The 21,077-nt window shown below is 71.9% G+C and carries 16 protein-coding genes and 1 pseudogene; 6 read left to right on the top strand and 11 right to left on the bottom strand.

The features are described 5' to 3' along the window. Positions 1-60: 60 nt before the first annotated feature. Both treY and glgX read right to left on the bottom strand, forming a co-directional pair. Positions 61-2,403, bottom strand: a complete 2,343-nt coding sequence (gene treY / locus U5640_RS08055; RefSeq protein WP_340375100.1) for a malto-oligosyltrehalose synthase — start codon at positions 2,401-2,403, stop codon at positions 61-63. Between the two features lie 54 nt (positions 2,404-2,457). Beyond that, complete coding sequence (glgX, locus tag U5640_RS08050; RefSeq protein WP_340375099.1) at positions 2,458-4,566, bottom strand: glycogen debranching protein GlgX; 2,109 nt, start codon at positions 4,564-4,566, stop codon at positions 2,458-2,460. A gap of 193 nt (positions 4,567-4,759) precedes the next feature. Between glgX and U5640_RS08045 the strand changes: the two genes are divergently transcribed. From U5640_RS08045 to U5640_RS08030, 4 genes are all read left to right on the top strand, one after another. Continuing rightward, positions 4,760-5,575, top strand: a complete 816-nt coding sequence (locus U5640_RS08045; protein WP_340375098.1) for a Tat pathway signal sequence domain protein — start codon at positions 4,760-4,762, stop codon at positions 5,573-5,575. 59 nt (positions 5,576-5,634) lie between these two features. Beyond that, entirely contained in the window at positions 5,635-6,954 is a 1,320-nt protein-coding gene (locus U5640_RS08040; RefSeq protein WP_340375097.1) for a copper amine oxidase, read from the top strand. A 102-nt stretch (positions 6,955-7,056) separates the two neighbouring features. Continuing rightward, positions 7,057-8,295 (top strand): SAV2148 family HEPN domain-containing protein, encoded by a 1,239-nt coding sequence (locus tag U5640_RS08035; protein ID WP_340375096.1) that lies wholly within the window; start codon positions 7,057-7,059, stop codon positions 8,293-8,295. Between the two features lie 156 nt (positions 8,296-8,451). After that, positions 8,452-9,177 (top strand): 3'-5' exonuclease, encoded by a 726-nt coding sequence (locus U5640_RS08030; RefSeq protein ID WP_340375095.1) that lies wholly within the window; start codon positions 8,452-8,454, stop codon positions 9,175-9,177. Between the two features lie 7 nt (positions 9,178-9,184). On the opposite strand, the gene U5640_RS08025 is transcribed toward U5640_RS08030, so the two are convergent. Both U5640_RS08025 and U5640_RS08020 read right to left on the bottom strand, forming a co-directional pair. Then, positions 9,185-10,048 (bottom strand): aminoglycoside phosphotransferase family protein, encoded by an 864-nt coding sequence (locus U5640_RS08025; protein ID WP_340375094.1) that lies wholly within the window; start codon positions 10,046-10,048, stop codon positions 9,185-9,187. A 328-nt stretch (positions 10,049-10,376) separates the two neighbouring features. Continuing rightward, the gene (locus U5640_RS08020) at positions 10,377-12,629 is read right to left on the bottom strand and encodes an MMPL family transporter (RefSeq protein ID WP_340375093.1); all 2,253 of its coding nucleotides are present in this window, start codon (positions 12,627-12,629) and stop codon (positions 10,377-10,379) included. A gap of 245 nt (positions 12,630-12,874) precedes the next feature. Here U5640_RS08020 and U5640_RS08015 point away from each other — a divergent pair, with 245 nt between their 5' ends. Next, positions 12,875-13,423: a DUF1697 domain-containing protein gene (locus U5640_RS08015; protein ID WP_340375092.1), complete on the top strand. Its 549-nt coding sequence runs from the start codon at positions 12,875-12,877 to the stop codon at positions 13,421-13,423. 9 nt (positions 13,424-13,432) lie between these two features. Then, positions 13,433-14,453, top strand: a pseudogene (locus U5640_RS08010) (2-dehydropantoate 2-reductase). 21 nt (positions 14,454-14,474) lie between these two features. Here the strand turns inward: U5640_RS08010 and U5640_RS08005 are convergent. From U5640_RS08005 to cysC, 7 genes are all read right to left on the bottom strand, one after another. Continuing rightward, a complete protein-coding gene (locus U5640_RS08005) occupies positions 14,475-15,215 on the bottom strand; it encodes a sirohydrochlorin chelatase (protein ID WP_340375091.1) in 741 nt (246 codons plus the stop codon). A gap of 8 nt (positions 15,216-15,223) precedes the next feature. Next, positions 15,224-16,102 carry an ABC transporter permease gene (locus U5640_RS08000; RefSeq protein WP_340375090.1) on the bottom strand — a complete coding sequence of 293 codons (879 nt, stop codon included), beginning with the start codon at positions 16,100-16,102 and terminating at the stop codon, positions 15,224-15,226. Continuing rightward, on the bottom strand, positions 16,089-16,892 hold the full coding sequence (locus U5640_RS07995) for an ABC transporter ATP-binding protein (RefSeq protein WP_340375089.1): 804 nt from the start codon (positions 16,890-16,892) through the stop codon (positions 16,089-16,091). The genes U5640_RS08000 and U5640_RS07995 overlap by 14 nt, the downstream gene beginning before the upstream one ends. Positions 16,893-16,903: 11 nt before the next feature. Further along, complete coding sequence (locus U5640_RS07990; protein WP_340375088.1) at positions 16,904-18,025, bottom strand: aliphatic sulfonate ABC transporter substrate-binding protein; 1,122 nt, start codon at positions 18,023-18,025, stop codon at positions 16,904-16,906. A gap of 235 nt (positions 18,026-18,260) precedes the next feature. After that, positions 18,261-19,595 (bottom strand): GTP-binding protein, encoded by a 1,335-nt coding sequence (locus U5640_RS07985; protein WP_340375087.1) that lies wholly within the window; start codon positions 19,593-19,595, stop codon positions 18,261-18,263. Positions 19,596-19,597: 2 nt separating this feature from the next. Continuing rightward, positions 19,598-20,533, bottom strand: coding sequence for a sulfate adenylyltransferase subunit CysD (gene cysD / locus U5640_RS07980; RefSeq protein WP_340375086.1), 936 nt, complete (start codon positions 20,531-20,533; stop codon positions 19,598-19,600). Beyond that, positions 20,530-21,066 (bottom strand): adenylyl-sulfate kinase, encoded by a 537-nt coding sequence (gene cysC, locus U5640_RS07975; protein ID WP_340375085.1) that lies wholly within the window; start codon positions 21,064-21,066, stop codon positions 20,530-20,532. The genes cysD and cysC overlap by 4 nt, the downstream gene beginning before the upstream one ends. Between the last annotated feature and the right edge of the window lie 11 nt (positions 21,067-21,077).

Here is a 21,077-nt window from a genome sequence, read left to right as displayed (position 1 = left end):
GCCTCCCGGGGGCGCCCGGAGGCACGTGCCGCCGGGCCCGGCGACGGCCCGGCGGCCCGCTCAGTCCGCGCGTTCCAGCAGCGCCACCGGCAGCTGAGCGAAGAGATCCGCCACGCGCGCGTGCCCCTCGAACACCCGCCCCGGCACCAGGACGTCGGCCCACCGTCCCGGCGGCAGCGGCAGCCGGGTCTCCCGCCACCCGCCCGCCGCAGCCAGCCGCAGCGACAGCCGGGTCACCGCCGTGACCGTCTCCCCCGAGCGCGCGAACGCCAGGCAGTGCTCCCCGGCCGGACCCTCGGCGGCCAACGGCTCGTACGCCGCCGCCGTCCCGAAGGCGGCCGGCCGGCGCCGGCGCAGCCGCAGCGCGGCCCGGGTCACCGCCGCCTTGGTGCCGCGCTCCTCGGGCGGGAACCGCACGGGACGCCGGTTGTCCGGGTCCACCAGGGTGCGGCAGTCGTCCTCGGTGCCCTGGTAGACGTCCGGCACCCCCGGCATCGTCAGATGCACCAGCGCCGTACCGAGCACATTGGCCCCGATGTGCGGCTCCAGCGCCCGCCGCAGCGCCGCCACCCGCTCCCCGGGCGCCCCGCACGGGCCCGCCGCGACGAACGCGGCCACCGCCTCCTCGTACGGCGCCTCCTGCTCGGTCCAGCTCGTGCGCAGGCCGGCCTCGCGCACATGCTTCAGCAGCGCCTCCCGGACGCGCTCCCGGTCCGCCGGGCCGAGCCCGAACACCGTCTGCCACGCCGCCCACGCGAGCTGACCGTCCGGCGCCTCGGCCTCCGCGCGCGTGGCCTGCTCCAGGACCTCCGCCCAGCGCTCCGGGCACTCGGTGAGCACGGCCAGCGCGGCCCGTACGTCGGCGCTGCGCTTGGTGTCGTGCGTGGAGACGACCGTGCCGCCCGCCGGCCAGTCGCGCTGCACGCGTGCGCAGTACGCGTGGAACTCCGCCGGGGACACCCCGGGGCGGCCCGGTTCGCCGCCCACCTCGTTCGCCGCGAGCAGCGGCACGTACCGGTAGAACGCGGTGTCCTCCACGGACTTGGCGCGCAGCGCGGACGCCGTCTGCGCGAACCGGGCCCGGAACTCCGCGCGCAGCGGCCCCCGGCCGCCGAGCACCAGCGTCCGCACCGCGTCGACGGCGCCCGCCTCCTCCGCCACCGTGAACACCGCGCGGGCCTCCTCGGCCGCCTTCTCGGTGACGACGGCGGCCGCGTCGCCCGAGGCGTACGGCCGGTAGACCTCCATCCGGACCAGCAGCTCCTCCAGCGCCGTGCGCAGCGCCCACGGCGCCCGGTCGCGCAGGACCGGTTCCGGGGCGTCCGCGCAGATCCGCGAGGCGAGCCGGGTCAGCCGGTCGCGTTCCGCCGCCAGCTCGTGCGCCAGCACCTCGTACGCAGCACGTCGCGCGGTCGCCGCCCAGTCGCCGCCGCGGTCCGCCTGCGGGGCGGCGAGACGCCGGTAGAGGCCCAGCAGCTCCCGGGCGCCCGCGGGGTCCGTGAAGAGCCCGTCGACGTGGCGCAGGGCGTCGTAGCCGGTGGTGCCGGCGACCGGCCAGGAGTGCGGCAGCCGCTCCCCGTCCGCGAGGATCTTCTCCACCACCGTCCAGCGGCCGCCGCCGGCCTCGTGCAGCCGCTCCAGATAGCCGTCGGGGTCGGCGAGCCCGTCCGGGTGGTCGATCCGCAGCCCGTCGAGGACGCCCTCGTGCAGCAGCCGCAGGACCGTGCCGTGGGTGGCCTCGAAGACCTCCGGGTCCTCCACCCGCACCCCGATCAGCTCCGAGATGCTGAAGAACCGCCGGTAGTTCAGCTCGGTGCGGGCCAGCCGCCACCACACCGGCCGGTACCACTGGGCGTCCAGCAGCTGCGGCAGCGGCAGCTCGGCGGTGCCCTCGCGGAGCGGCAGGACGTGGTCGTAGTAGCGCAGCACCCCGCCGTCGACCCGCAGCCGCTCCAGCTCCGCGCCGACCGGGTGCCCGAGGACCGGGAGCAGCATCCGCCCGCCGCCCGCCTCCCAGTCGATGTCGAACCAGCGCGCGTACGGCGACCCCGGGCCCTCCCGCAGCACCTCCCACAGGGCGCGGTTGTGGCGCGGGCTCATCGCCATGTGGTTCGGCACGAGGTCCGCGACCAGCCCCAGCCCGTGCTCGCGCGCGGTGGCCGCCAGCGCCCGCAGCCCCTCCTCGCCGCCCAGCTCCTCGCGTACGCGCGCGTGGTCCACCACGTCATAGCCGTGCGGGGAGCCCGGCACGGCCTCCAGGACCGGCGAGAGGTGCAGATGCGACACACCGAGCGAGGCCAGGTACGGCACGGCGGCCGCCGCGGCGGCGAACGGGAACGCGGGCTGGAGCTGGAGCCGGTAGGTGGCCGTGGGCGTGACGGGAGCGGGGCGCGCAGGGGTCATGGAGACCTACGTACCCGCCCCGCCCGCTTTCCTGTCACCGGTCACCGGGTGGGCTCAGGCCGGCCGCTGCAGGACCGTCATGCTCCGGTCCGCCAGGGTCAGCCGGTCCCCGGCCTGCACCTTGCGGCCCGCGCCCGGCGCCACCGGCTCCGGGTCGGCGGTGTCCACGACGACCTGCCACTGGCGCCCGTGGTCGACCGGCACCATGAACTCCAGCTCCTTGGGGGAGGCGTTGAACAGCAGCAGGAACGAGTCGTCGGTGATCCGCTCCCCGCGCGGGCCCGGCTCCGAGATCGCGTTGCCGTTGAGGAACACCGACAGCGCCGACGCCTGCGCCCGCTCCCAGTCCCGCTGGGTCATCTCCTCGCCCTCCGGGGTGAACCAGACGATGTCCGACAGCTCGTCGTGGGTGCCCTCCACCGGCCGTCCGTGGAAGAAGCGCCGCCGCCGGAAGACGGGGTGCTCGCGGCGCAGCCGGGTGAGGGCGCGGGTGAAGTCCAGCAGCCCGCTGCCCTCCGCGGGCCAGTGCACCCACGCCAGCTCGCTGTCCTGGCAGTAGGCGTTGTTGTTGCCCCGCTGGGTCCGCCCGAACTCGTCCCCGTGGCTGATCATCGGCACCCCCTGGGACAGCAGCAGCGTGGCGATGAAGTTGCGCATCTGCCGCGCCCGCAGCTCCAGGACCCGCGCGTCCTCGGTCTCGCCCTCGGCCCCGCAGTTCCAGGACCGGTTGTGGCTCTCGCCGTCCCGGTTGTCCTCGCCGTTCGCCTCGTTGTGCTTGTCGTTGTACGCCACCAGGTCGTGCAGGGTGAACCCGTCGTGGCAGGTCACGAAGTTGATGGAGGCCAGCGGACGGCGGCCGTCGTCCTGGTAGAGGTCGGAGGAGCCGGTCAGCCGGGAGGCGAACTCCGCGAGGGTGCGCTGCTCGCCCCGCCACAGATCGCGCACGGTGTCGCGGTACTTGCCGTTCCACTCCGTCCACAGCGGCGGGAAGTTGCCCACCTGGTAGCCGCCCTCGCCCACGTCCCACGGCTCGGCGATCAGCTTCACCTGGGAGACCACCGGGTCCTGCTGCACCAGGTCGAAGAACGAGGACAGCCGGTCCACCTCGTGGAACTGCCGGGCGAGTGTCGCCGCGAGGTCGAAGCGGAAGCCGTCCACATGCATCTCGGTCACCCAGTACCGCAACGAGTCCATGATCATCTGGAGGACGTGCGGCGACCGCATCAGCAGCGAGTTCCCCGTGCCGGTCGTGTCCGTGTAGTAGCGGGCGTCCTCGGCCAGCCGGTAGTACTTCTGGTTGTCGATGCCCCGGAAGGACAGCGTCGGGCCCAGATGGTTGCCCTCGGCCGTGTGGTTGTAGACCACGTCGAGGATCACCTCGATGCCCGCCTCGTGCAGCGCCCGCACCGCCGACTTGAACTCCAGCACCTGCTGGCCCCGGTCGCCCCAGGAGGCGTAGGCGTTGTGCGGGGCGAAGAAGCCGATCGTGTTGTAGCCCCAGTAGTTGTTCAGACCCATGTCGACCAGCCGGTGGTCATTGACGAACTGGTGCACCGGCATCAGCTCCAGCGCCGTCACCCCGAGCCCCGTCAGATGCTCGATCACCGCCGGGTGCGCGAGGCCCGCGTAGGTGCCCCGCAGCTCCTCCGGCAGCCCCGGATGGAGCATCGTCAGGCCCTTCACATGGGCCTCGTAGATCACCGTGCGGTGGTACTCGGTGCGCGGCGGCCGGTCGTCGCCCCAGTCGAAGTACGGGTTGACCACCACCGACGCCATGGTGTGCGGCGCGGAGTCGAGGTCGTTGCGCCTCTCGGGTGAGCCGAAGGGATACCCGTACACCTCCTCGCCCCAGCGGACCGCGCCGGCGACCGCCTTCGCGTACGGGTCGAGCAGCAGCTTCGCCGAGTTGCACCGCAGCCCGCGCGCGGGGTCGTACGGACCGTGCACCCGGAAGCCGTAGCGCTGGCCGGGCATCACGCCCGGCAGGTACGCGTGCCGGACGAACGCGTCGCTCTCCCGCAGTTCCACCGCCGTCTCCGAGCCGTCGTCGTGCAGCAGACACAGCTCTACTCGGTCCGCGGCCTCCGTGAAGACCGCGAAATTCGTGCCGGCGCCGTCGTACGTGGCACCGAGGGGGTACGCCTCTCCAGGCCAGACCTGCATGAACCGACTCTTTCAGGTGTGCCGCCGACCCGGGGGCGCCTTGGCGCCCGAGTCTCGCGGAAACTGATGGAACCGCCTTCGACTTACTGCCCTCTTACCTGTCGACCAGTGCATACGCCGGGCATCCGGCGCGTGCCGCATTCAGTGGGGCAGACAGACGTACTCCCGGCAGCAGGGGGAGTAGGGGGCAATTGTGCGCACGACAGTGCGCCGCCACCTGGGCAAGGTGGTGGCGGGTACGGCCATCGCAGTGGCTTCGACAGCCGTGATGGTCGCGATCACCCTGCCGGGCACGGCGGGGGCGGACGACAAGGCAGGGCAGGGCGGTACCGCCCGGAGCGCCGGGCAGGCGGCCGCCGCCGGCGACAGCGCCGCGGTGCCGCCGGGCGTCGTCCAGGCCGCGCCCGACGAGGGCGAGAAGGGCAAGGGCAGCGACCCGCTCACGGACGACGAGATGAAGCGGGCCGAGAGCGTCGCGCTCAGCCGGCAGGCGTTCAACGCCGCACAGAACGTCGAGGGCGAGCGCGGGCCGCAGCGCCTCGGCGTCGAGCTCGCGGCGCCCGACGCCGGTGAACTCGACGACCCGGACGCGCCCCGGCGCGCCGACGTCACGTTCTACGACTACAAGACGGACACGGTCGTCACCAAGACGGTCAACCTCGACACCGGCAAGGTGGAGAACACCGGCACCCAGCGCGGCGTCCAGCCGCCGCTGAGCGCCGACGAGCAGAACGAGGCGGCGCGGGTGCTCATCGCCGACCCGCTCGGCGCGGGCCTGAAGGCCGACTACAAGGACGCCACCGGCAAGGAGCTCACCTCCCCGGACCAGCTGGAGCTGTCCAGCATGATCTACCACTCGGTGCCGGGCGCCCAGCCGGCCGCACTCGACACCTGCGGTGCGCACCGCTGTGTCCGGCTGCTGCCGAAGGTGAAGAACGGTCCCTGGATCGACTCCCGGTCCCTGGTGATCGACCTCAGCGCCGGCAAGGTCACCAAGCTCAACGGCTGACACGGCCCCGCATCTCCACTTTTCCCACCCGCCACCTCCTGTCAGGGAGTCATGTCCTCATGCGCGTCACCAGAATGAGCCGTACCCAGAAGGGGGCGGCCTTCGGCCTGTCCCTGGCCGCGCTGGCCGCCGGCGCGACCGCCGGGGCCGGCCCCGCCGTCGCCCAGCCGAAAGCCGCGCCCGCCGCCGCGGCCGCCGCCGACTGCAGCGCCGCCTACCGCATCGAACAGAAGCTCTCCACCGGCACCACCTGGCGCATGTGCTGGCGCTACGAGGCCAAGTCCGGCCTCGTCCTCGAGAAGGTCTCCTACCAGCCGCCCGGCGAGACCAAGCCGATCCGCGTCCTCAACAGCGCCAAGATCGCCCAGATCCACGTGCCCTACGACGACGGCAAGAACGAGTACAACGACGTCACCGACTACAACTTCGGCGCCGGGCTGGTCAATCTGAAGCCCGCCGAGTGCCCCGGCGGCACCATCAAGACCATCAAGGTCCCCGAGACCGCCCCGGCCGACTCGAACGTCAAGGGCATGTGCACCACGACCCGGTCGCGCGGCCACGCCTACCGCATGCAGGCCGACAACAACAAGGTCTATCAGGCCCAGGGCAAGGACCTGCTGATCTACACGGTCAACAAGGTCGGCTGGTACGAGTACATGACCGAGTGGCGCTTCTCCGACGACGGCACCGTCAACATGAACGTCGGCGCCACCGGCAGCCTCTCGCCCTTCGACTACGACGCCGGTGACGGCCGCGGCTGGCCGATAGGCAAGGGCGCCCAGGCCAAGGCCACCAGCCACAGCCACAACGTCTTCTGGCGGCTGGACTTCGGTCTCGACGGCTCCTCCGCCAACAGGGTCGAGCAGTACGACTCGAAGGTCAGCGCCCCCGCGAGCGGCCAGCAGGGCCCGACCAACAAGACCACCCGCACCGCCGTCACCAAGGAACTCGCGGGCGACGCCAAGAACATGCGCTGGTGGCGCGTGGTCAGCGCCACCGGCAAGAACAAGGACGGGCACGCCCGCAGCTACGAACTCGTCCCCGGCGCCACCACCAAGTACTCCGGACGCAGCTTCACCAAGCACGACGTCTACTTCACCGAGTACAACAAGTGCGAGATGTACGCCAGCAACAACCCCCTCAACTGCGGTACGGGACACCCGAAGAGCGTCGACGGGTGGGTGAACGGGCAGACCCTGAAGCACCCCGTGGTCTGGGTGAACGTGGGCTTCCACCACATCGCCCGTGACGAGGACCAGCAGCCCATGCCGGTCCACTGGCAGGGCTTCTCCATCGCCCCCCGCGACGTCACCGCCATGAATCCGCTCACGCCGGCCGCGCTCAAGGACGAGAACGGCATCCCGCGCAACGGCGGTTGAGAAACGACCTGCCCATCCGGCTGCACCGCCGACCGGTCCCGGAGTACCCTTCCTTGATCGTTGAGACGGGGAGAGCTCGGGGGAGCGGAAGGCGGTGCTTGGGTGGGCTCGGGAGGGCTGGAGCTGCCCCCTGGTGACGAGGGTCACGAGGGGAGCTCCACAGACATCCCGCCCGGAACGGTGTCCCTGGCCCGGCCGATGGAGACCAATGCCATCGGCCCGGAGCTGGACTGGGACGCCGACGCCTGGCGCGAGGTGCGCACCCGCGCCCAGCGGGCCGGCCGGGCCTACATATGGCTGAACCTGGTCGAACAGCGGCTGCGCGCCGTGGTGGCCGCCGTGCTGCGGCCCATCTACGAACCCGTCCACGGCGACGAATGGGTGGTCGCCGCGGCCGGGCCCGCCGGCCAGGAATGGGTGCAGCGCGCGGTCGCGGTCCGCGAAGTCAGCCGCCGCAAGGGCTACTTGCTCGACCCGGCCGACGACAACGTCATCTCCTTCCTGACGTTGCCCCAGCTGCGCGAGCTGATGGTGCAGCACTGGCCGTGCTTCGAGCCGTACCTCGACGACCGCCGGGACGTCGAACTCGCGCTGGACGAGCTGGAGGTGACCCGCAATGTCGTCTCCCGCAACCGGGCGCTCTCCGAGGCCGTCCTGGGCCAGGCCGAGCGGGCCTCGGCCCGTCTGCTGGAGATGCTCGGCACCGGCGGCGACGTGCCGTCCGCGCGCCGGCTGCCCGTGGACGCCGTCGAGGACCTCGTCGGCGACCGGTACGCGGACGTGGTCGCCGTGCACGCCGACCGGGTCCGGCTGCTGCGCCAGTTCCCCGCCGAGGACATCTTCGACGGCTCGCGCCGCATCGACGCCATCGGCATCGGCCTCAACCTGCTGGTGCAGAACTTCTCCGGCCGCCGTCTGGTCCGCCTCGCCGAGGCGGGCGCCCGGGTCCGGCTGCTCTTCCTCAACCCCGCCTCCAGCGCGGTCAAGCGCCGTGAGCGCGAACTCGGGATGAAACGGGGCGAACTGAGCCGCTCGGTGGAGATGAACATCCTCCACATGCGGCGCGTCCGCTCCCGGCTGCGCGACCCCGGCGCCTTCCAGATCCAGGTGTACGACGAGACGCCCCGCTTCACCGCCTACCTCGTGGACGGCGACGGCACGGACGGCGTCGCGGTCGTCCAGTCCTATCTGCGGCGCATGCGCGGCATGGAGGCGCCGGTGCTGGTGCTGCGCGGCGGCAACCGGGTGGTCAAGCCGGGCGAGGTCGACGAAGGGGGCCTGTTCGCGGCCTACCGCGAGGAGTTCGAGCTCGCCTGGGTGGATTCGCGCCCTGTGTCCTGATTCATCCTCGTGTTTCGTCCGCCCCGTCCGTCTCCTCGGCGGCCTCCTGGGCTGTCTCCTCGCCGTCGTGGGGGCGACGCGGTCCCCTGATTGTCAGTGCCCCGTGCGAAGGTGGGGACCACAAGGGGGAAAGCATCACCGAGAAGGGGGGCCGCCATGGCCTGGTACCAGGAGCTGCTCGTCGGCTTCGACCTGGAGACGACCGGGACCGATCCGCGCGAGGCGCGCATCGTCACGGGCGCCGTGATCGAGGTCGGGGACGGACAGGTCCTCGGGCGCAAGGAGTGGCTGGCGGACCCGGGGGTGGAGATCCCGGCCGACGCGGTCGCCGTGCACGGGATCAGCAATGAGCGGGCCGCCGCCGAGGGCGCTCCCGCCGACCGGGTCGCGGACGCGATCGCCGACGTCCTGACGGGCTACTGGCGCACCGGCGTCCCGGTCGTCGCCTACAACGCCACCTTCGACCTGACCCTGCTCTCCGCCGAACTGCGCCGCCACGGTCTGCCCTCGCTGCGCGAGCGGCTCGGCGGACTCGACCCGGCACCGGTCGTCGACCCGTACACCATCGACCGCTGGGCCGACCGCTACCGCCGCGGCAAGCGCAACCTCGAAGCGGTCTGCGCCGAGTACGGCGTCACGCTCGACTCCGCCCACGACGCTTCCGCCGACGCCCTCGCCGCCGCCCGGCTGGCCCGCGCGATAGCCGTCCGCCACCCCAAGGTCGGCGCCCTCGGCCCGGCGGAGCTGCACCGCCGCCAGATCGAGTGGTACGCGGACTGGGCGGCGGACTTCCAGAACTTCCTGCGCCGCAAGGGCGAGACGGACGCCGTGGTGGACGGCTCCTGGCCGGTCCGCGAACCGGCGGACAGCGGCGTCAAGTAGGACAGGCTCAGAAGGGATACCAGCGCACGGCCGTGTCCCCGTCCCGCAGTGACGCCACCCTGCGCTCGAACTCCGCCAGCGCCTGCGGGTTGGCGGGCGCGTGCTGGGCGACCCAGGCGCAGCTCGCCGTCTCCCGCGCCCCGCGCAGGACCGCAGAGCCCTCCCACTCCCGTACGTCCCAGCCGTAGGCCGCGGTGAAAGAGTCATGGGCGTCGGCGGGCAGCCCGTAGCGGTCGCGGGAGAGGGCCATCACCACCAGGTCGTGCTCGCGCAGATCCGCCGAGACCGTCTCCAGGTCGACCAGGACCGGGCCGTCGGGCCCCACGTGCACATTGCGCGGCAGCGCGTCGCCGTGGATCGGGCCCGGCGGCAGGTGGGGGACCAGCGCGGCCGCGGCCGCCGCGAAGCCGTCGCGGCGCTCGCGCAGATACGCCGCGTCCGCCGGGTCGATCGCGTCGCCGGCGAGCCGCAGCCAGCGCTCCACCCCCGACAGCAGATCCCGGGGCGGCAGCCCGAAGGAGGGGACGGGCAGGGCGTGCAGGGACCGCAGCAGTTCGGCCAGATCCCGCGGTCCGGCCGGCCGTACGGCGTCGGGCAGCCGGTGCCACACCGTGACCGGATGCCCCGCCACGAGCAGCGGCTCGGCCTCGGCCGCCCGTACGGCGGGGACACCGGCCTGTGCCAGCCAGGCGGCGACGTCCAGCTCGCGCCGCGCCCGGCCCAGGAGTTCGGCGTCCCGGCCCACCTTGACGACCAGGTTGCCGGCGGCGAACACCGCGTTCTCCCCCAGGGCGAGGAGCCGCGCGTCCCCCGCGGCGGGGGTCAGCACCCCCGCTGCGGCCAGTACGTCCCGCGCCCTTGCCTCGTCCACCGTCCGCCTCCGTCTCCTCGGTCGATTCCGGCCAGTCTCGCATTCCCCCAGGCCGAGCGCGGTGCGCGCGACCCTGACCGGGGGGCGGCACCGGCCTTTCAGGAGTACCGCGGCGGCGCCGTCGACCTCGACGGACTGCGCACCCGGCCGCAGCGGGACGGCAACCTCGCGATCGCCCGTTACCGGCGCTGACCCGCACCGCCGTGATCGAGGCCAGATCCCGCGCCTGCGACATGATCCGAACGGCAGGCTCTGGTCCGCGCCGACACACACCGAGGGCCCGTCGGTTCCCCTGCGACCGACGGGCCCCCGGATCACGCGGCCGGGATCAGACGGGCAGCCGCTCGCCCTCGTCGTCGCGCGCGGCCCCGCCCGCGAGGGCCTCCGGCGACTCGTCGTGCGTCATGTCCGGCAGCCAGCCCAGCCAGGTGGGCAGGTACCAGTTGCGCTCGCCGAGCAGCGCCATCACCGCCGGGAGCAGCACACCCCGGATGATCGTGGCGTCGATCAGCACAGCCGCCGCGAGGCCCACACCCATCTGCTTCATGGACTGCATGGACAGCGTCCCGAAGATCGCGAACACGGCGACCATGATGACGGCGGCGCTGGTCACGACCCCCGCAGTGGTGACCACACCGTGCTGGATGGCCTCGTTCGTGCTGCGGCCCCGCATCCGCGCCTCACGGATCCGGGAGACGACGAACACGTGGTAGTCCATCGACAGACCGAACAGGATCACGAAGAGGAACAGCGGCAGCCAGGTGATGATCGCGCCGACGCCCTCCGCACCCACCAGCGAGGCGCCCCAGCCGTGCTGGAAGACGGCGACCAGGATGCCGTAGGCGGCCCCCACCGACAGCAGGTTGAGCACGATCGAGGTGATCGCGACCGTCAGCGACCGGAACGACAGCAGCATCAGCAGGAAGGCGAAGACCACCACGAACGCGAAGACCGGGACGACCGAGCCGATCAGCTGGTCGTTGAAGTCCTGGTTGCCCGCCACCTGACCGGTGATCGGTGCCTCGACCCCGTCGACCTTGCCGAGCGTGGCCGGCCGCACCTCGTCGCGCAGGATGTCCAGGCTCGCCCCCGCCTTGTCCTGATCGGAGCCGCCGACCAGCGGGACGTAGACGAACGCGACGTTCTGCGCGTCGTGCAGCTTGATCTCGACCGGGCCGCGCGAGGCACCCGAGGAGACCGCCCGCTCCTTGAACCGCGCGAGCGCGTCCTTCACCGCGGAGGAGTTGATGTCGTCCGCCTTGACGACGACCGTGGCCGGCTCGGAGCCGCCCGGGAAGGCCTCGTTGACCCGGTTGTACGTCTGCACGATCGGCAGCGAGTCGCCGAACTCCTGGTCCAGGGTGAGGTTCTGCGTCTTCATGCCGAGCGCCGGCGCGGTGACGGCCAGCAGCGCGCCGGCCGCGACCACCACCGAGACGACGGGCTTGGCGAGGACCCCCTTCAGGACGGCCGACCAGAACCGGCTGCCCTCGTTGACCGCGGTCACGCGGCGCCGCTTCAGGAACGGCAGACGGCCCTTCTCCACCCGCTCGCCGAGCAGCGACAGCAGCGCGGGCAGCACGGTCACCGAGCCGACCATCGCGACCGCCACCACCATCAGCGAGGCCAGGCCCATCGCCTCGAACCCGGCGAGACCCGTGAACAGCATGCCCGCCATCGCCACACACACCGTGACACCGGAGACGATCACGGCCCGGCCGCTGGTCGCCGCCGCGATCCTGAGCGCGGCCCCCGCGTCCCGTCCCGCGGCCCGCTCCTCGCGCTCCCGGCGCAGATAGAACAGGCAGTAGTCGACCCCCACGGCCAGCCCCACCAGCAGCATCACCGAGCTGGCGGTGTCGTCCATCGGCTGGACGTGGCTGACGATCGCCATCAGACCGGTCGTCGCCATGATCGCGGTGAGCGCCAGCGCCACCGGCAGCAGCGCGGCCACCAGCGCGCCGAACGCGATCAGCAGGATGCCCAGCGCCACCGGCACCGCCGAGTACTCCGCCTGCTGGAAGTCGTCGCCGAACGCGTCGTCGAACGTCTTCCTCATGCTCGCGCCGCCGATCTCCTCGATCCGCAGCGAGGAGTGCTCCTTCTGCACCCCGGCGACCGCCTTCAGCACCGGCTCGACCCGCTCGCCGGCCGTGTCGAAGTCACCGCGCATGTCGAACTGCACGAGTGCGCTGCGCCCGTCCTTCGAGATCGTGTGCGTGTCGTACGGCGAGGACACGTCGGTGACCTTGCCGGTCCCCTCCACGGCCCTGACGATCGCGGTGACCGCGGAGCGGAACTCGGGGTCGGTGGCCTTGAGCGAGCCGTGCTTCGCCTGGACGAGCACGGTCTCAGCGGCCGGCTCCTCGATGCCCGCGTCCTCGATGATCTGCGCCGCGGTGTGCGTCTCGCCCTTCAGCTGGTCGCTGTCCTTGACCTCGACCGTGCCCATCGCCGACCCGATGCCCATGGCCAGGACGACGAACAGCACCCAGATGCCGACGGCGGCCCATCGGTGGCGTGCACTCCAGCCGCCGGCCCGGGCCGCCAGGCCCCGTACCCGCGTATCTCCATGTGCCATGACGGGCCTGCCCCCTCGTGAGCGGTGACAGCCCCCTGCCGCCACCTTTCGATTCGAAGGTATGGGCTGGATAAAGCCTTCTCGTCGTGCTCCCCGGTGAAGTGCGGGCGCGCGGAGTCCTCCCCTCGGAGCGGACCGACTCACCGCAGGGGAGGAGGTGGCCCCCTACATCTATCTTCTGATCTGGGGGACACGCACCAGGGTTCGGCTCCGCCGCCTCCGCCGCCGGACCCTAGGGTGAGGGCATGACGACGACGTACGCGGCCCTGCTCCGCGGGATCAACGTGGGCGGAGCCAGAAAGCTCCCGATGGCCGACCTGCGCACCCTCCTGCAGGGGCTCGGGTACGGCGACGTCCGCACCTACCTCCAGAGCGGCCAGGCGGTCTTCTCCTCGGCCCACGGCGACGAGGAGGTCCTCGCCGCCGAACTGGTTGCGGCGATCGCCCAGGAGTTCGGCTTCGACGTCGACGTGCTCGTCCGCGACCACGCGTACCTGAAGACGGTCGCCGAGGCCTGCCCGTTCCCCGCGGCCGACCTCCAGCCCAAGCAGCTCCACGTCACCTACTTCTCCGCCCCCGTCGACGCCGAGCGCTTCGCGGAGATCGACCGGACCGCCCACCTGCCCGAGGAGTTCCGCCTCGGCGACCGCGCCCTGTACCTGTACGCCCCCGACGGCCTCGGCCGGTCCAAGCTCGCCGAGCTGCTGTCGCGGCCCCGCTTCACCAAGGGCCTGGTGGCGACCACCCGGAACTGGAACACCGTCGTCAGACTGGTGGAGATGACGCAGCCGTAGGCTCGTCCCATGCGCTACATCATCATCGGGGCAGGGGCGGTCGGCGGCACCGTGGGCGGACGGCTGGCGGAGGCCGGACAGGAGGTCGTCCTGGTCGCCCGGGGCGCCCACGCGGCGGCGCTGCGGGAGGCCGGGCTGCGGCTGAGGGTGCCGCAGGGCGAGCTGACCCAGCGGCTGCCCGTCGTCGGCGGACCGACGGAACTGGGCGTGCTGCGCGCCGACGACGTCCTCGTCCTCGCCGTGAAGACCCAGGACAGCGAGGCGGCCCTCGGCACCTGGGGCGCGGCCCCCGTCGAGGGCGGCGGCACGGCCGCCGAACGGCTGCCGCTGGTCTGCGCGCAGAACGGCGTCGAGAGCCAGCGCCTGGCCCTGCGCCGCTTCCGGCAGGTGTACGGCGTCTGCGTCTGGCTGCCCTCCACCCATGTCGAACCCGGTGTCGTCTCCGCCGCCGGCAGCCCGCTCACCGGCATCCTCCACCTCGGCCGGCACCCGCACGGCACCGACGACACGATCCGTCACATCGCCGCCGACCTGGAGAAGGCGCACTTCGAGGCCCCGGTCGTCGAGGACGTGGCCCGCTGGCAGTACGCCAAGCTGCTGTCCAACCTGGGCAACGCCCTGGAGGCGGTGGCCGGCAATCCGGCCGGCGACCCGCGGGCCGAGGCGCTGTTCGCCCGAGTCCGGGCGGAGGGCGCGGCCGTCCTCGACGCGGCGGGCATCGCCCACGCGAGCCCCGAGGAGCAGCGGGCCGTACGCGGCGACAAGGTCACCCTCGTCCCCCTGGACGGCGTCCCGCGCGGCGGCGGCTCCTCCTGGCAGTCCCTGAGCCGCGGCGCCGGCACCATCGAGGCCGACTACCTCAACGGCGAGATCGTCCTCCTCGGCCGGCAGCACGGCGTCCCGACCCCGCTGAACGAACTGCTCCAGCGGCTGGCGAACGAGTTCGCCCGGGAGGGGAAGGGCGCCGGGGACACTGCCGGTGGCCGAGCTGACCGGACTGGCCGACGAGGCGGAGACACCCCACCGCTGACCGGCGGCCGTCGGCGGGGCGTCAGGCTCCGACCGCCGCCAGCGCCGGCCTCAGGGCCGCGTCGTACCGCTCGAGCAGCACCCGCGCCACCTCCGGGGCCGGGCCCAGCACTTCGGCCAGGACGTCCGCCTGAGCCGCTCCCCGCGCGATGCGGTCGGGCAGGAACCCGGGTGCCAGGACGTAGGGGGCGACGGCGACCCGCTCGCAGCCGAGCGCCCGCAGGTCGCGCACCGCGTCCTCGGTGCGCGGCAGGGATGCGGAGGCGAACGCGGGCCGCACGGCGCACCAACCGGTGTGCCGCCACTCCCGCGCGATTGCTGCGATCACCGCGATCGCCTCCGGGTCCGTGGACCCCGCCGAGGCCAGGACGACCCCGGTCGAGGGCTTGTCGGCGGGCGTGAGGCCCGCCTCGTACAGCCGTCGCTCCAGCGCCCGCAGCAGCAGCGGCGACGGGCCGAGCACCTCGGCCTGCCGGATCCGCAGCTGCGGCGGCGCGTCGCGGAGGACCGCCGGGATGTCCGCCTTCGCGTGGAAGGCGCGGGTGAGCAGCAGCGGGAGGGCGACGACCTCCCGTACGCCCTCGGCCGCCAGGGACTCCAGCACCCCGTGCACGGAAGGCAGGGTGAAGTCCAGGAAGCCTGTCTCCACGCGCAGCCCCGGCCGCAGCGACCGCACCCGCCGGACGAGGGCGTGCACGGTCGCGGCGTGCCGCGGATCGCGGCTGCCGTGGGCGACGACGAGGAGGACCGGCTCGGTGCGCATCCGGCGGATCAGCCCTTCACCAGCAGACCGCGGCTGCGCAGCACCCACCGCTCCAGCGGACTGAAGATCAGCAGGTCGATGGCGATGCCGACGAACAGGATGAGCAGGATCGCCTCGAACACCATTCCCATGTCACTGGCGTTGCGGCCGTTCTCCAGGAGCTGGCCGAGGCCCACGCCGAGGTCGGGGAAGGAGGCGATGATCTCCGCCGCCATCAACGACCGCCACGAGAACGCCCAGCCCTGCTTCAGACCGGCCACATAGCCCGGCAGCGCGGCCGGCAGCGTGATGTACACCGTGCCCTTCACGCCCGTCGCGCCCATGGTGCGGCCGGCCCGCAGGAACAGCGGCGGCACCTGGTCGACGCCGGACACCAGCCCGTTGGCGATCGAGGGGACCGCGCCGAGCAGGATCACCGCGTACATCATCGAGTTGTTCAGCCCCAGCCACAGCACGGCCGGCGGCACCCACGCCACCGACGGCAGGGACTGGAGCCCGGACAGGATCGGGCCGATCGCCGCCCGGACGAACTTCACCCGCGCCACCAGCAGCCCCAGCGGGGTGCCGATGGCGAGCGCGAAGAGGAAGCCGAGCAGACCGCGCGAGACGCTGGTCCAGATGTAGCCGAGCAGCTTGCCCTCGAGCCAGGCCGTCCTGAGCGTCTGCCAGACGTCCCCGGGCGCCACCAGCTTGGTCGGGTCGTCGACCACCTTGAACGCGATCTGCCAGACGACCAGCAGCAGTACGGTCGCCAGGATCGGCGGCAGGATCTTGTCCACGAAGGTCCGCGCGAACGGCGTCCGGCCGGCGGCGGTGACCCCGTCCAGCGCGTCGAGACCGGCCTCGACGCTCCCGGAGTCGGCGGACTTGGTCTCAGTGCTGGCCATGACGGCGGATCTCCCCACGCAGGACATCGGTGATTTCCAGGGACAGTTCCGCCACGGGGGCGTCCTCGATACGGCGCGGCTGGGGAATGTCGACCACCCACTCGCGCGCGATCCGGCCGGGCCGGGACGACAGCAGGATCACCCGCTGGGCGAGCCGCACCGCCTCGCGCACGTTGTGCGTGACGAACAGGACCGACAGGCCCGTCTCCGTCCAGATCCGGGTCAGCTCGTCGTGCAGCACGTCCCGGGTGATGGCGTCCAGCGCCGCGAACGGCTCGTCCATCAGCAGCAGCTGGCTCTCCTGGGCGAGCGCACGGGCCATCGCCACCCGCTGGCGCATGCCGCCGGACAGCTCGTGCACCCGCTTGCCGTACGCGCCCTTGAGCCGGACCAGTTCCAGCAGCTCCTCGGCGCGGCCGCGCCGGTCGTTCTTGGCGACTCCCCTGAGCTTCAGGGCGAGTTCGATGTTCTTGCCTGCGGTGAGCCAGGGGAACAGGGCGTGCTCCTGGAACATCAGCGCCGGACGGCCGTCGGTCGTGATGGACCCGGTGGTGGGCCGGTCCAGCCCGGCCACCAGGTTCAGCAGCGTCGACTTGCCACAGCCCGAGGCCCCCAGGAGGGTGACGAACTCGCCCGGTGCGACATCGAGGGTGATGTCGTCCAGGACGAGCTGCTGCCCGCCCGGTCCCGCGAAGGACTTCGATACATGATCGAGGCGTGCCGCGTACTCCACCGTCTCGGCGGCCTTGGCGAGGGTCGTGCTCATGGTCGTCACCTCCTGGGAACTCATCGGGACGTCGGTCAGCTCACGCCGAGACCGGCGTCGTCGACCGCGGGCTCACCCTCGGCCTTGAGGACCTTGTTCAGGATCGACAGGTCGTAGATGCCCTTGAGGTCGGGCTTCTCCAGCAGACCCGCCCTGACCGCGTGCTCCGCCTCGGTGCTGAGGGTGGAGGCCAGCGGGTCGTTGATGAACTGGATCGACTTCCACGCCGGGTCCAGGACGTCCGTCGGCAGCGCCTTGCCGGAGTCCGCCTCCAGCTGCTTGTTCGCCGCCGCCTTCGCCTCGTCCGGGTTGGCGTTGATCCACTTGTTGGACTCGACCGAGCCCTTCAGCACGGCCTCGACGACCTTCGGGTGCTCGGTGAGGAACTTCTGCGACACGATGATGTTCGTGATCACGAACTTCTTGTCGGGCCACAGCGACGCCTCGTCGAGGAGCACCTTGCCGCCCTCGGCGACCAGCTTCGACGCGGTCGGCTCGGGCACCCACGCGCCGTCGATCGAACCCGCCTTGAAGGCGTCCGGGGTGACCTTGTTGTCACTGCGGACGACGGTGACGTCGCCCTTGCCGCTCTGGGCGTCGACCTTCCAGCCCTGGTCCGCGATCCAGTTGAGGAACGCCACGTCCTGTGTGTTGCCGAGCTGAGGCGTGGCGATCTTCTTGCCCTTGACGTCCTTGAGGGACTTGACCTTGTCCGGGTTGACGACGAGCTTCACGCCGCCGGAGGCCGAACCGCCGATGATCCGCAGGGACTTGCCGTCGGACTTGGTGTAGCCGTTGATCGCGGGGGAGGGGCCGATCCAGCCGATGTCGATGGACCCGGCGTTCAGCGCCTCGATCTCCGAGGGGCCGGCGTTGAAGGTGGCGTAGGAGGCCTTCGTGGCGCCGAGGGCCTTCTGGAAGATGCCCTGTTCACGGCCGACGAGCGCGGTGGCGTGGGTCAGGTTGCCGAAGTAACCGATCTTGACGGTGTCGAGCCCGTCGATCTTCTCCGCCCCGGCGGCGACCTTCTCGTTCTTGTTGGTGTCCTTGGCCTCGGACCCGTAACCGCAGGCGGCGAGGGTGAGGAGGGGCAGGGCGGTTGCGGCGGCGAGGCCGCGGCGAAGGATCGTCGAACGGTTCGAGCGGTTGGCAGGCACGGGAGGGGTTCCTCTCGTTGGCCCGGCGGTCACGGTCTTTCAGGTCGTGGCCGGGTGATCGGCAAAGGGTCTTCGTCGCTTCCGGGACGTCGGGTGGGGGGAGGGGGCGCGCAGGCAGTGCGCGTACGTCAGCGCACACATCGCGCCACTCCGCCCTGTCCGCTGCCGAGGGCGCCGCTGCCGACCCGGCCGCCCTCCTTCGCGAACGACCCGTAGAAGTCCGTGGAGTTCATGATCAGAAGTCCCAACCGTCGTCGTCGGACTCGTCCTTGACGGGCTCGGGGGAGGCGAACGACTCGCCGACCATGCCGGCGGTCAGCGTCGTGCCGTCCGCCGGGTCGATCAGGATGAACGATCCCGTACGGCGCGAGTCCGCGTAGGAGTCCACCGGCAGCGGTTCCGCGGTGCGGATCTTCACGCGGCCGATGTCGTTGGCGGCGAGCTGTCCCGGGTGCGGGTGCAGGGACAGGTCGTCGAGCGTCAGCCGGGACGGGATGTCCTTGACGATCGCCTTGACCGTACGGGTGCCGTGCTTGATCAGCACCCGGTGACCGACGGTCAGCGGCTGGTCGGCCACGTGGCAGACGGTCGCTTCCACGTCCTGGGTGGTCGCGGGGGCGTCCTTGCTGGGCACGATCAGGTCGCCGCGCGAGACGTCGATGTCGTCGGCGAGCAGCACGGTCACCGACTGCGTCGTCCACGCCACGTCCACCGGCGCGCCCAGCAGGTCGATCCCGGAGATGGTCGAGGTGCGGCCGGAGGGCAGGACGGTGACCGGGTCGCCCACCCGGAAGGTGCCGGCGGCGATCTGGCCCGCGTAGCCCCGGTAGTCGGGGTGCTCGGCGGTCTGCGGCCGGATCACGTACTGCACGGGCAGCCGGGCGTGGCAGTGTGCCAGGTCGTGGCTGACGGGGACGGTCTCCAGGTGCTCCAGGACCGTCGGGCCGCCGTACCAGTCCATGGTGGCGGAGGGCTCCACCACGTTGTCGCCGGCGAGTGCGGAGATCGGGATCGCGGTGATCTCGGGGACGCCCAGCTCGGTCGCGTACGCCGTGAACTCCTCGGCGATCGCGGCGAACACGGACTCCCGGTAGTCCACCAGGTCCATCTTGTTGACGGCGAGGACGACGTGCGGGACGCGCAGCAGGGCCGCGATCGCCGCGTGCCGGCGGGTCTGCTCGACGACGCCGTTGCGGGCGTCGACCAGGATCACCGTCAGCTCGGCCGTGGAGGCGCCGGTCACCATGTTGCGGGTGTACTGCACATGGCCCGGGGTGTCGGCGAGGATGAACCGCCGCTTGGGCGTGGCGAAGTAGCGGTAGGCGACGTCGATGGTGATGCCCTGCTCGCGCTCGGCGCGCAGCCCGTCGGTGAGGAGGGCGAGGTCCGGGCCCTCCTGGCCGCGGCCGGCCGAGGCCCGCTCCACGGCCTCCAGCTGGTCGGTGAGGACCGACTTGGAGTCGTGCAGCAGCCGGCCCACGAGGGTGGACTTGCCGTCGTCGACGGAGCCGGCGGTGGCGAACCGCAGCAGCGTGGTGGCCGAGAGCTCCTCGGCGGTGAGCGTGCTCATGGTTAGAAGTACCCCTCGCGCTTGCGGTCCTCCATGGCGGCCTCGGAGAGCTTGTCGTCGGCGCGGGTGGCGCCGCGCTCGGTGAGCCGGGAGGCGGCGATCTCGGTGATGACCTGGTCCAGGGTCACCGCTTCGGAGTCGACGGCACCCGTGCAGGACATGTCACCGACGGTCCGGTAGCGCACCAGGCGCTTCTCGACGGTCTCGCCGTCCTTGGGCCCGCCCCACTCGCCGGCCGTCAGCCACATCCCGGACCGCTGGAACACCTCCCGCTCGTGCGCGAAGTAGATCTCCGGCAGTTCGATGTCCTCGCGGGCGATGTACTGCCAGACGTCCAGCTCGGTCCAGTTGGACAGCGGGAAGACGCGGACGTGCTCGCCGGGGGCGTGGCGGCCGTTGTACAGGTTCCACAGCTCGGGCCGCTGCCGGCGCGGGTCCCACTGCGAGAACTCGTCGCGCAGCGAGAACACCCGTTCCTTGGCGCGGGCCTTCTCCTCGTCGCGGCGTCCGCCGCCGAAGACGGCGTCGAACTTCTCCGCCTGGATCCTCTCGGTGAGGGGCAGCGTCTGCAGGGGGTTGCGGGTGCCGTCGGGCCGCTCGCGCAGCACCCCGCGGTCGATGTAGTCCTGCACGGACGCGACGTGCAGCCGCAGCCCGTGCTCGGCGACCACCCGGTCGCGGTAGTCGAGGACCTCGGGGAAGTTGTGCCCGGTGTCGACGTGCAGCAGCGAGAAGGGGATCGCGGCGGGGGCGAACGCCTTCAGCGCGAGGTGCAGCATGAGGATCGAGTCCTTGCCGCCGGAGAACAGGATCACCGGGTTCTCGAACTCGCCCGCGACCTCGCGGAAGATGTGCACCGCCTCGGACTCCAGCGCGTCCAGGTGGCTGAGGGCGTACGGACTGGCCGTGCCCTCCTCGGCCGTGGCGACGGTCGTCACACCACACCCCTCTCGCTGAGCAGCGCGTACACCGACGCCGCGGACTCCTGCACGGTCTGGTTCTGGGACTCGATCCGCAGATCGGGCGACTCCGGCGACTCGTACGGGTCGTCGACGCCGGTCAGCCCGGTCAGCTCGCCCGCCGCCTGCTTGGCGTACAGGCCCTTCACATCGCGTACGGAGCACACCTCGACCGGAGTCGCCACATGCACCTCCAGGTACGCGGTTCCGGCCTCCTGGTGGCGCTTGCGCACCGCCTCCCGGCTGTCCGCGTACGGCGCGATCACCGGCACGAGCGCCTTCACGCCGTTGCGGGCGAGCAGTTCGGCGAGGAAGCCGATGCGCTGCACATTGGTGTGCCGGTCCTCGCGGCTGAAGCCGAGGCCCGCGGAGATGAACTCGCGGATCTCGTCGCCGTCGAGCACCTCGACGCGGTGGCCCTCCTCGCGCAGCCGGCCGGCCAGCTCGTACGCGATGGTGGTCTTGCCGGCACTCGGCAGACCCGTGAGCCAGACGGTGGCTCCGGTCGTCACGTGGTTCTCCA

Origin of the sequence: Streptomyces sp. SS7, from assembly GCF_037993025.1 — a bacterium.
Lineage (GTDB): Bacteria > Actinomycetota > Actinomycetes > Streptomycetales > Streptomycetaceae > Streptomyces.
This window is presented reverse-complemented; position numbering and strand designations above follow the sequence as displayed.

Bases quoted from the DNA above. Each gene is read 5' to 3' on its own strand.
- U5640_RS08000 (WP_340375090.1), bottom strand. From the start codon at position 16,102: ATGGCCAGCACTGAGACCAAGTCCGCCGACTCCGGGAGCGTCGAGGCC.
- U5640_RS07995 (WP_340375089.1), bottom strand. From the start codon at position 16,892: ATGAGTTCCCAGGAGGTGACGACCATGAGCACGACCCTCGCCAAGGCC.
- treY (WP_340375100.1), bottom strand. From the start codon at position 2,403: ATGACCCCTGCGCGCCCCGCTCCCGTCACGCCCACGGCCACCTACCGG.
- U5640_RS08005 (WP_340375091.1), bottom strand. From the start codon at position 15,215: ATGCGCACCGAGCCGGTCCTCCTCGTCGTCGCCCACGGCAGCCGCGAT.
- U5640_RS08030 (WP_340375095.1), top strand. From the start codon at position 8,452: ATGGCCTGGTACCAGGAGCTGCTCGTCGGCTTCGACCTGGAGACGACC.
- U5640_RS08040 (WP_340375097.1), top strand. From the start codon at position 5,635: ATGCGCGTCACCAGAATGAGCCGTACCCAGAAGGGGGCGGCCTTCGGC.
- U5640_RS08015 (WP_340375092.1), top strand. From the start codon at position 12,875: ATGACGACGACGTACGCGGCCCTGCTCCGCGGGATCAACGTGGGCGGA.
- glgX (WP_340375099.1), bottom strand. From the start codon at position 4,566: ATGCAGGTCTGGCCTGGAGAGGCGTACCCCCTCGGTGCCACGTACGAC.
- U5640_RS08020 (WP_340375093.1), bottom strand. From the start codon at position 12,629: ATGGCACATGGAGATACGCGGGTACGGGGCCTGGCGGCCCGGGCCGGC.
- U5640_RS07985 (WP_340375087.1), bottom strand. From the start codon at position 19,595: ATGAGCACGCTCACCGCCGAGGAGCTCTCGGCCACCACGCTGCTGCGG.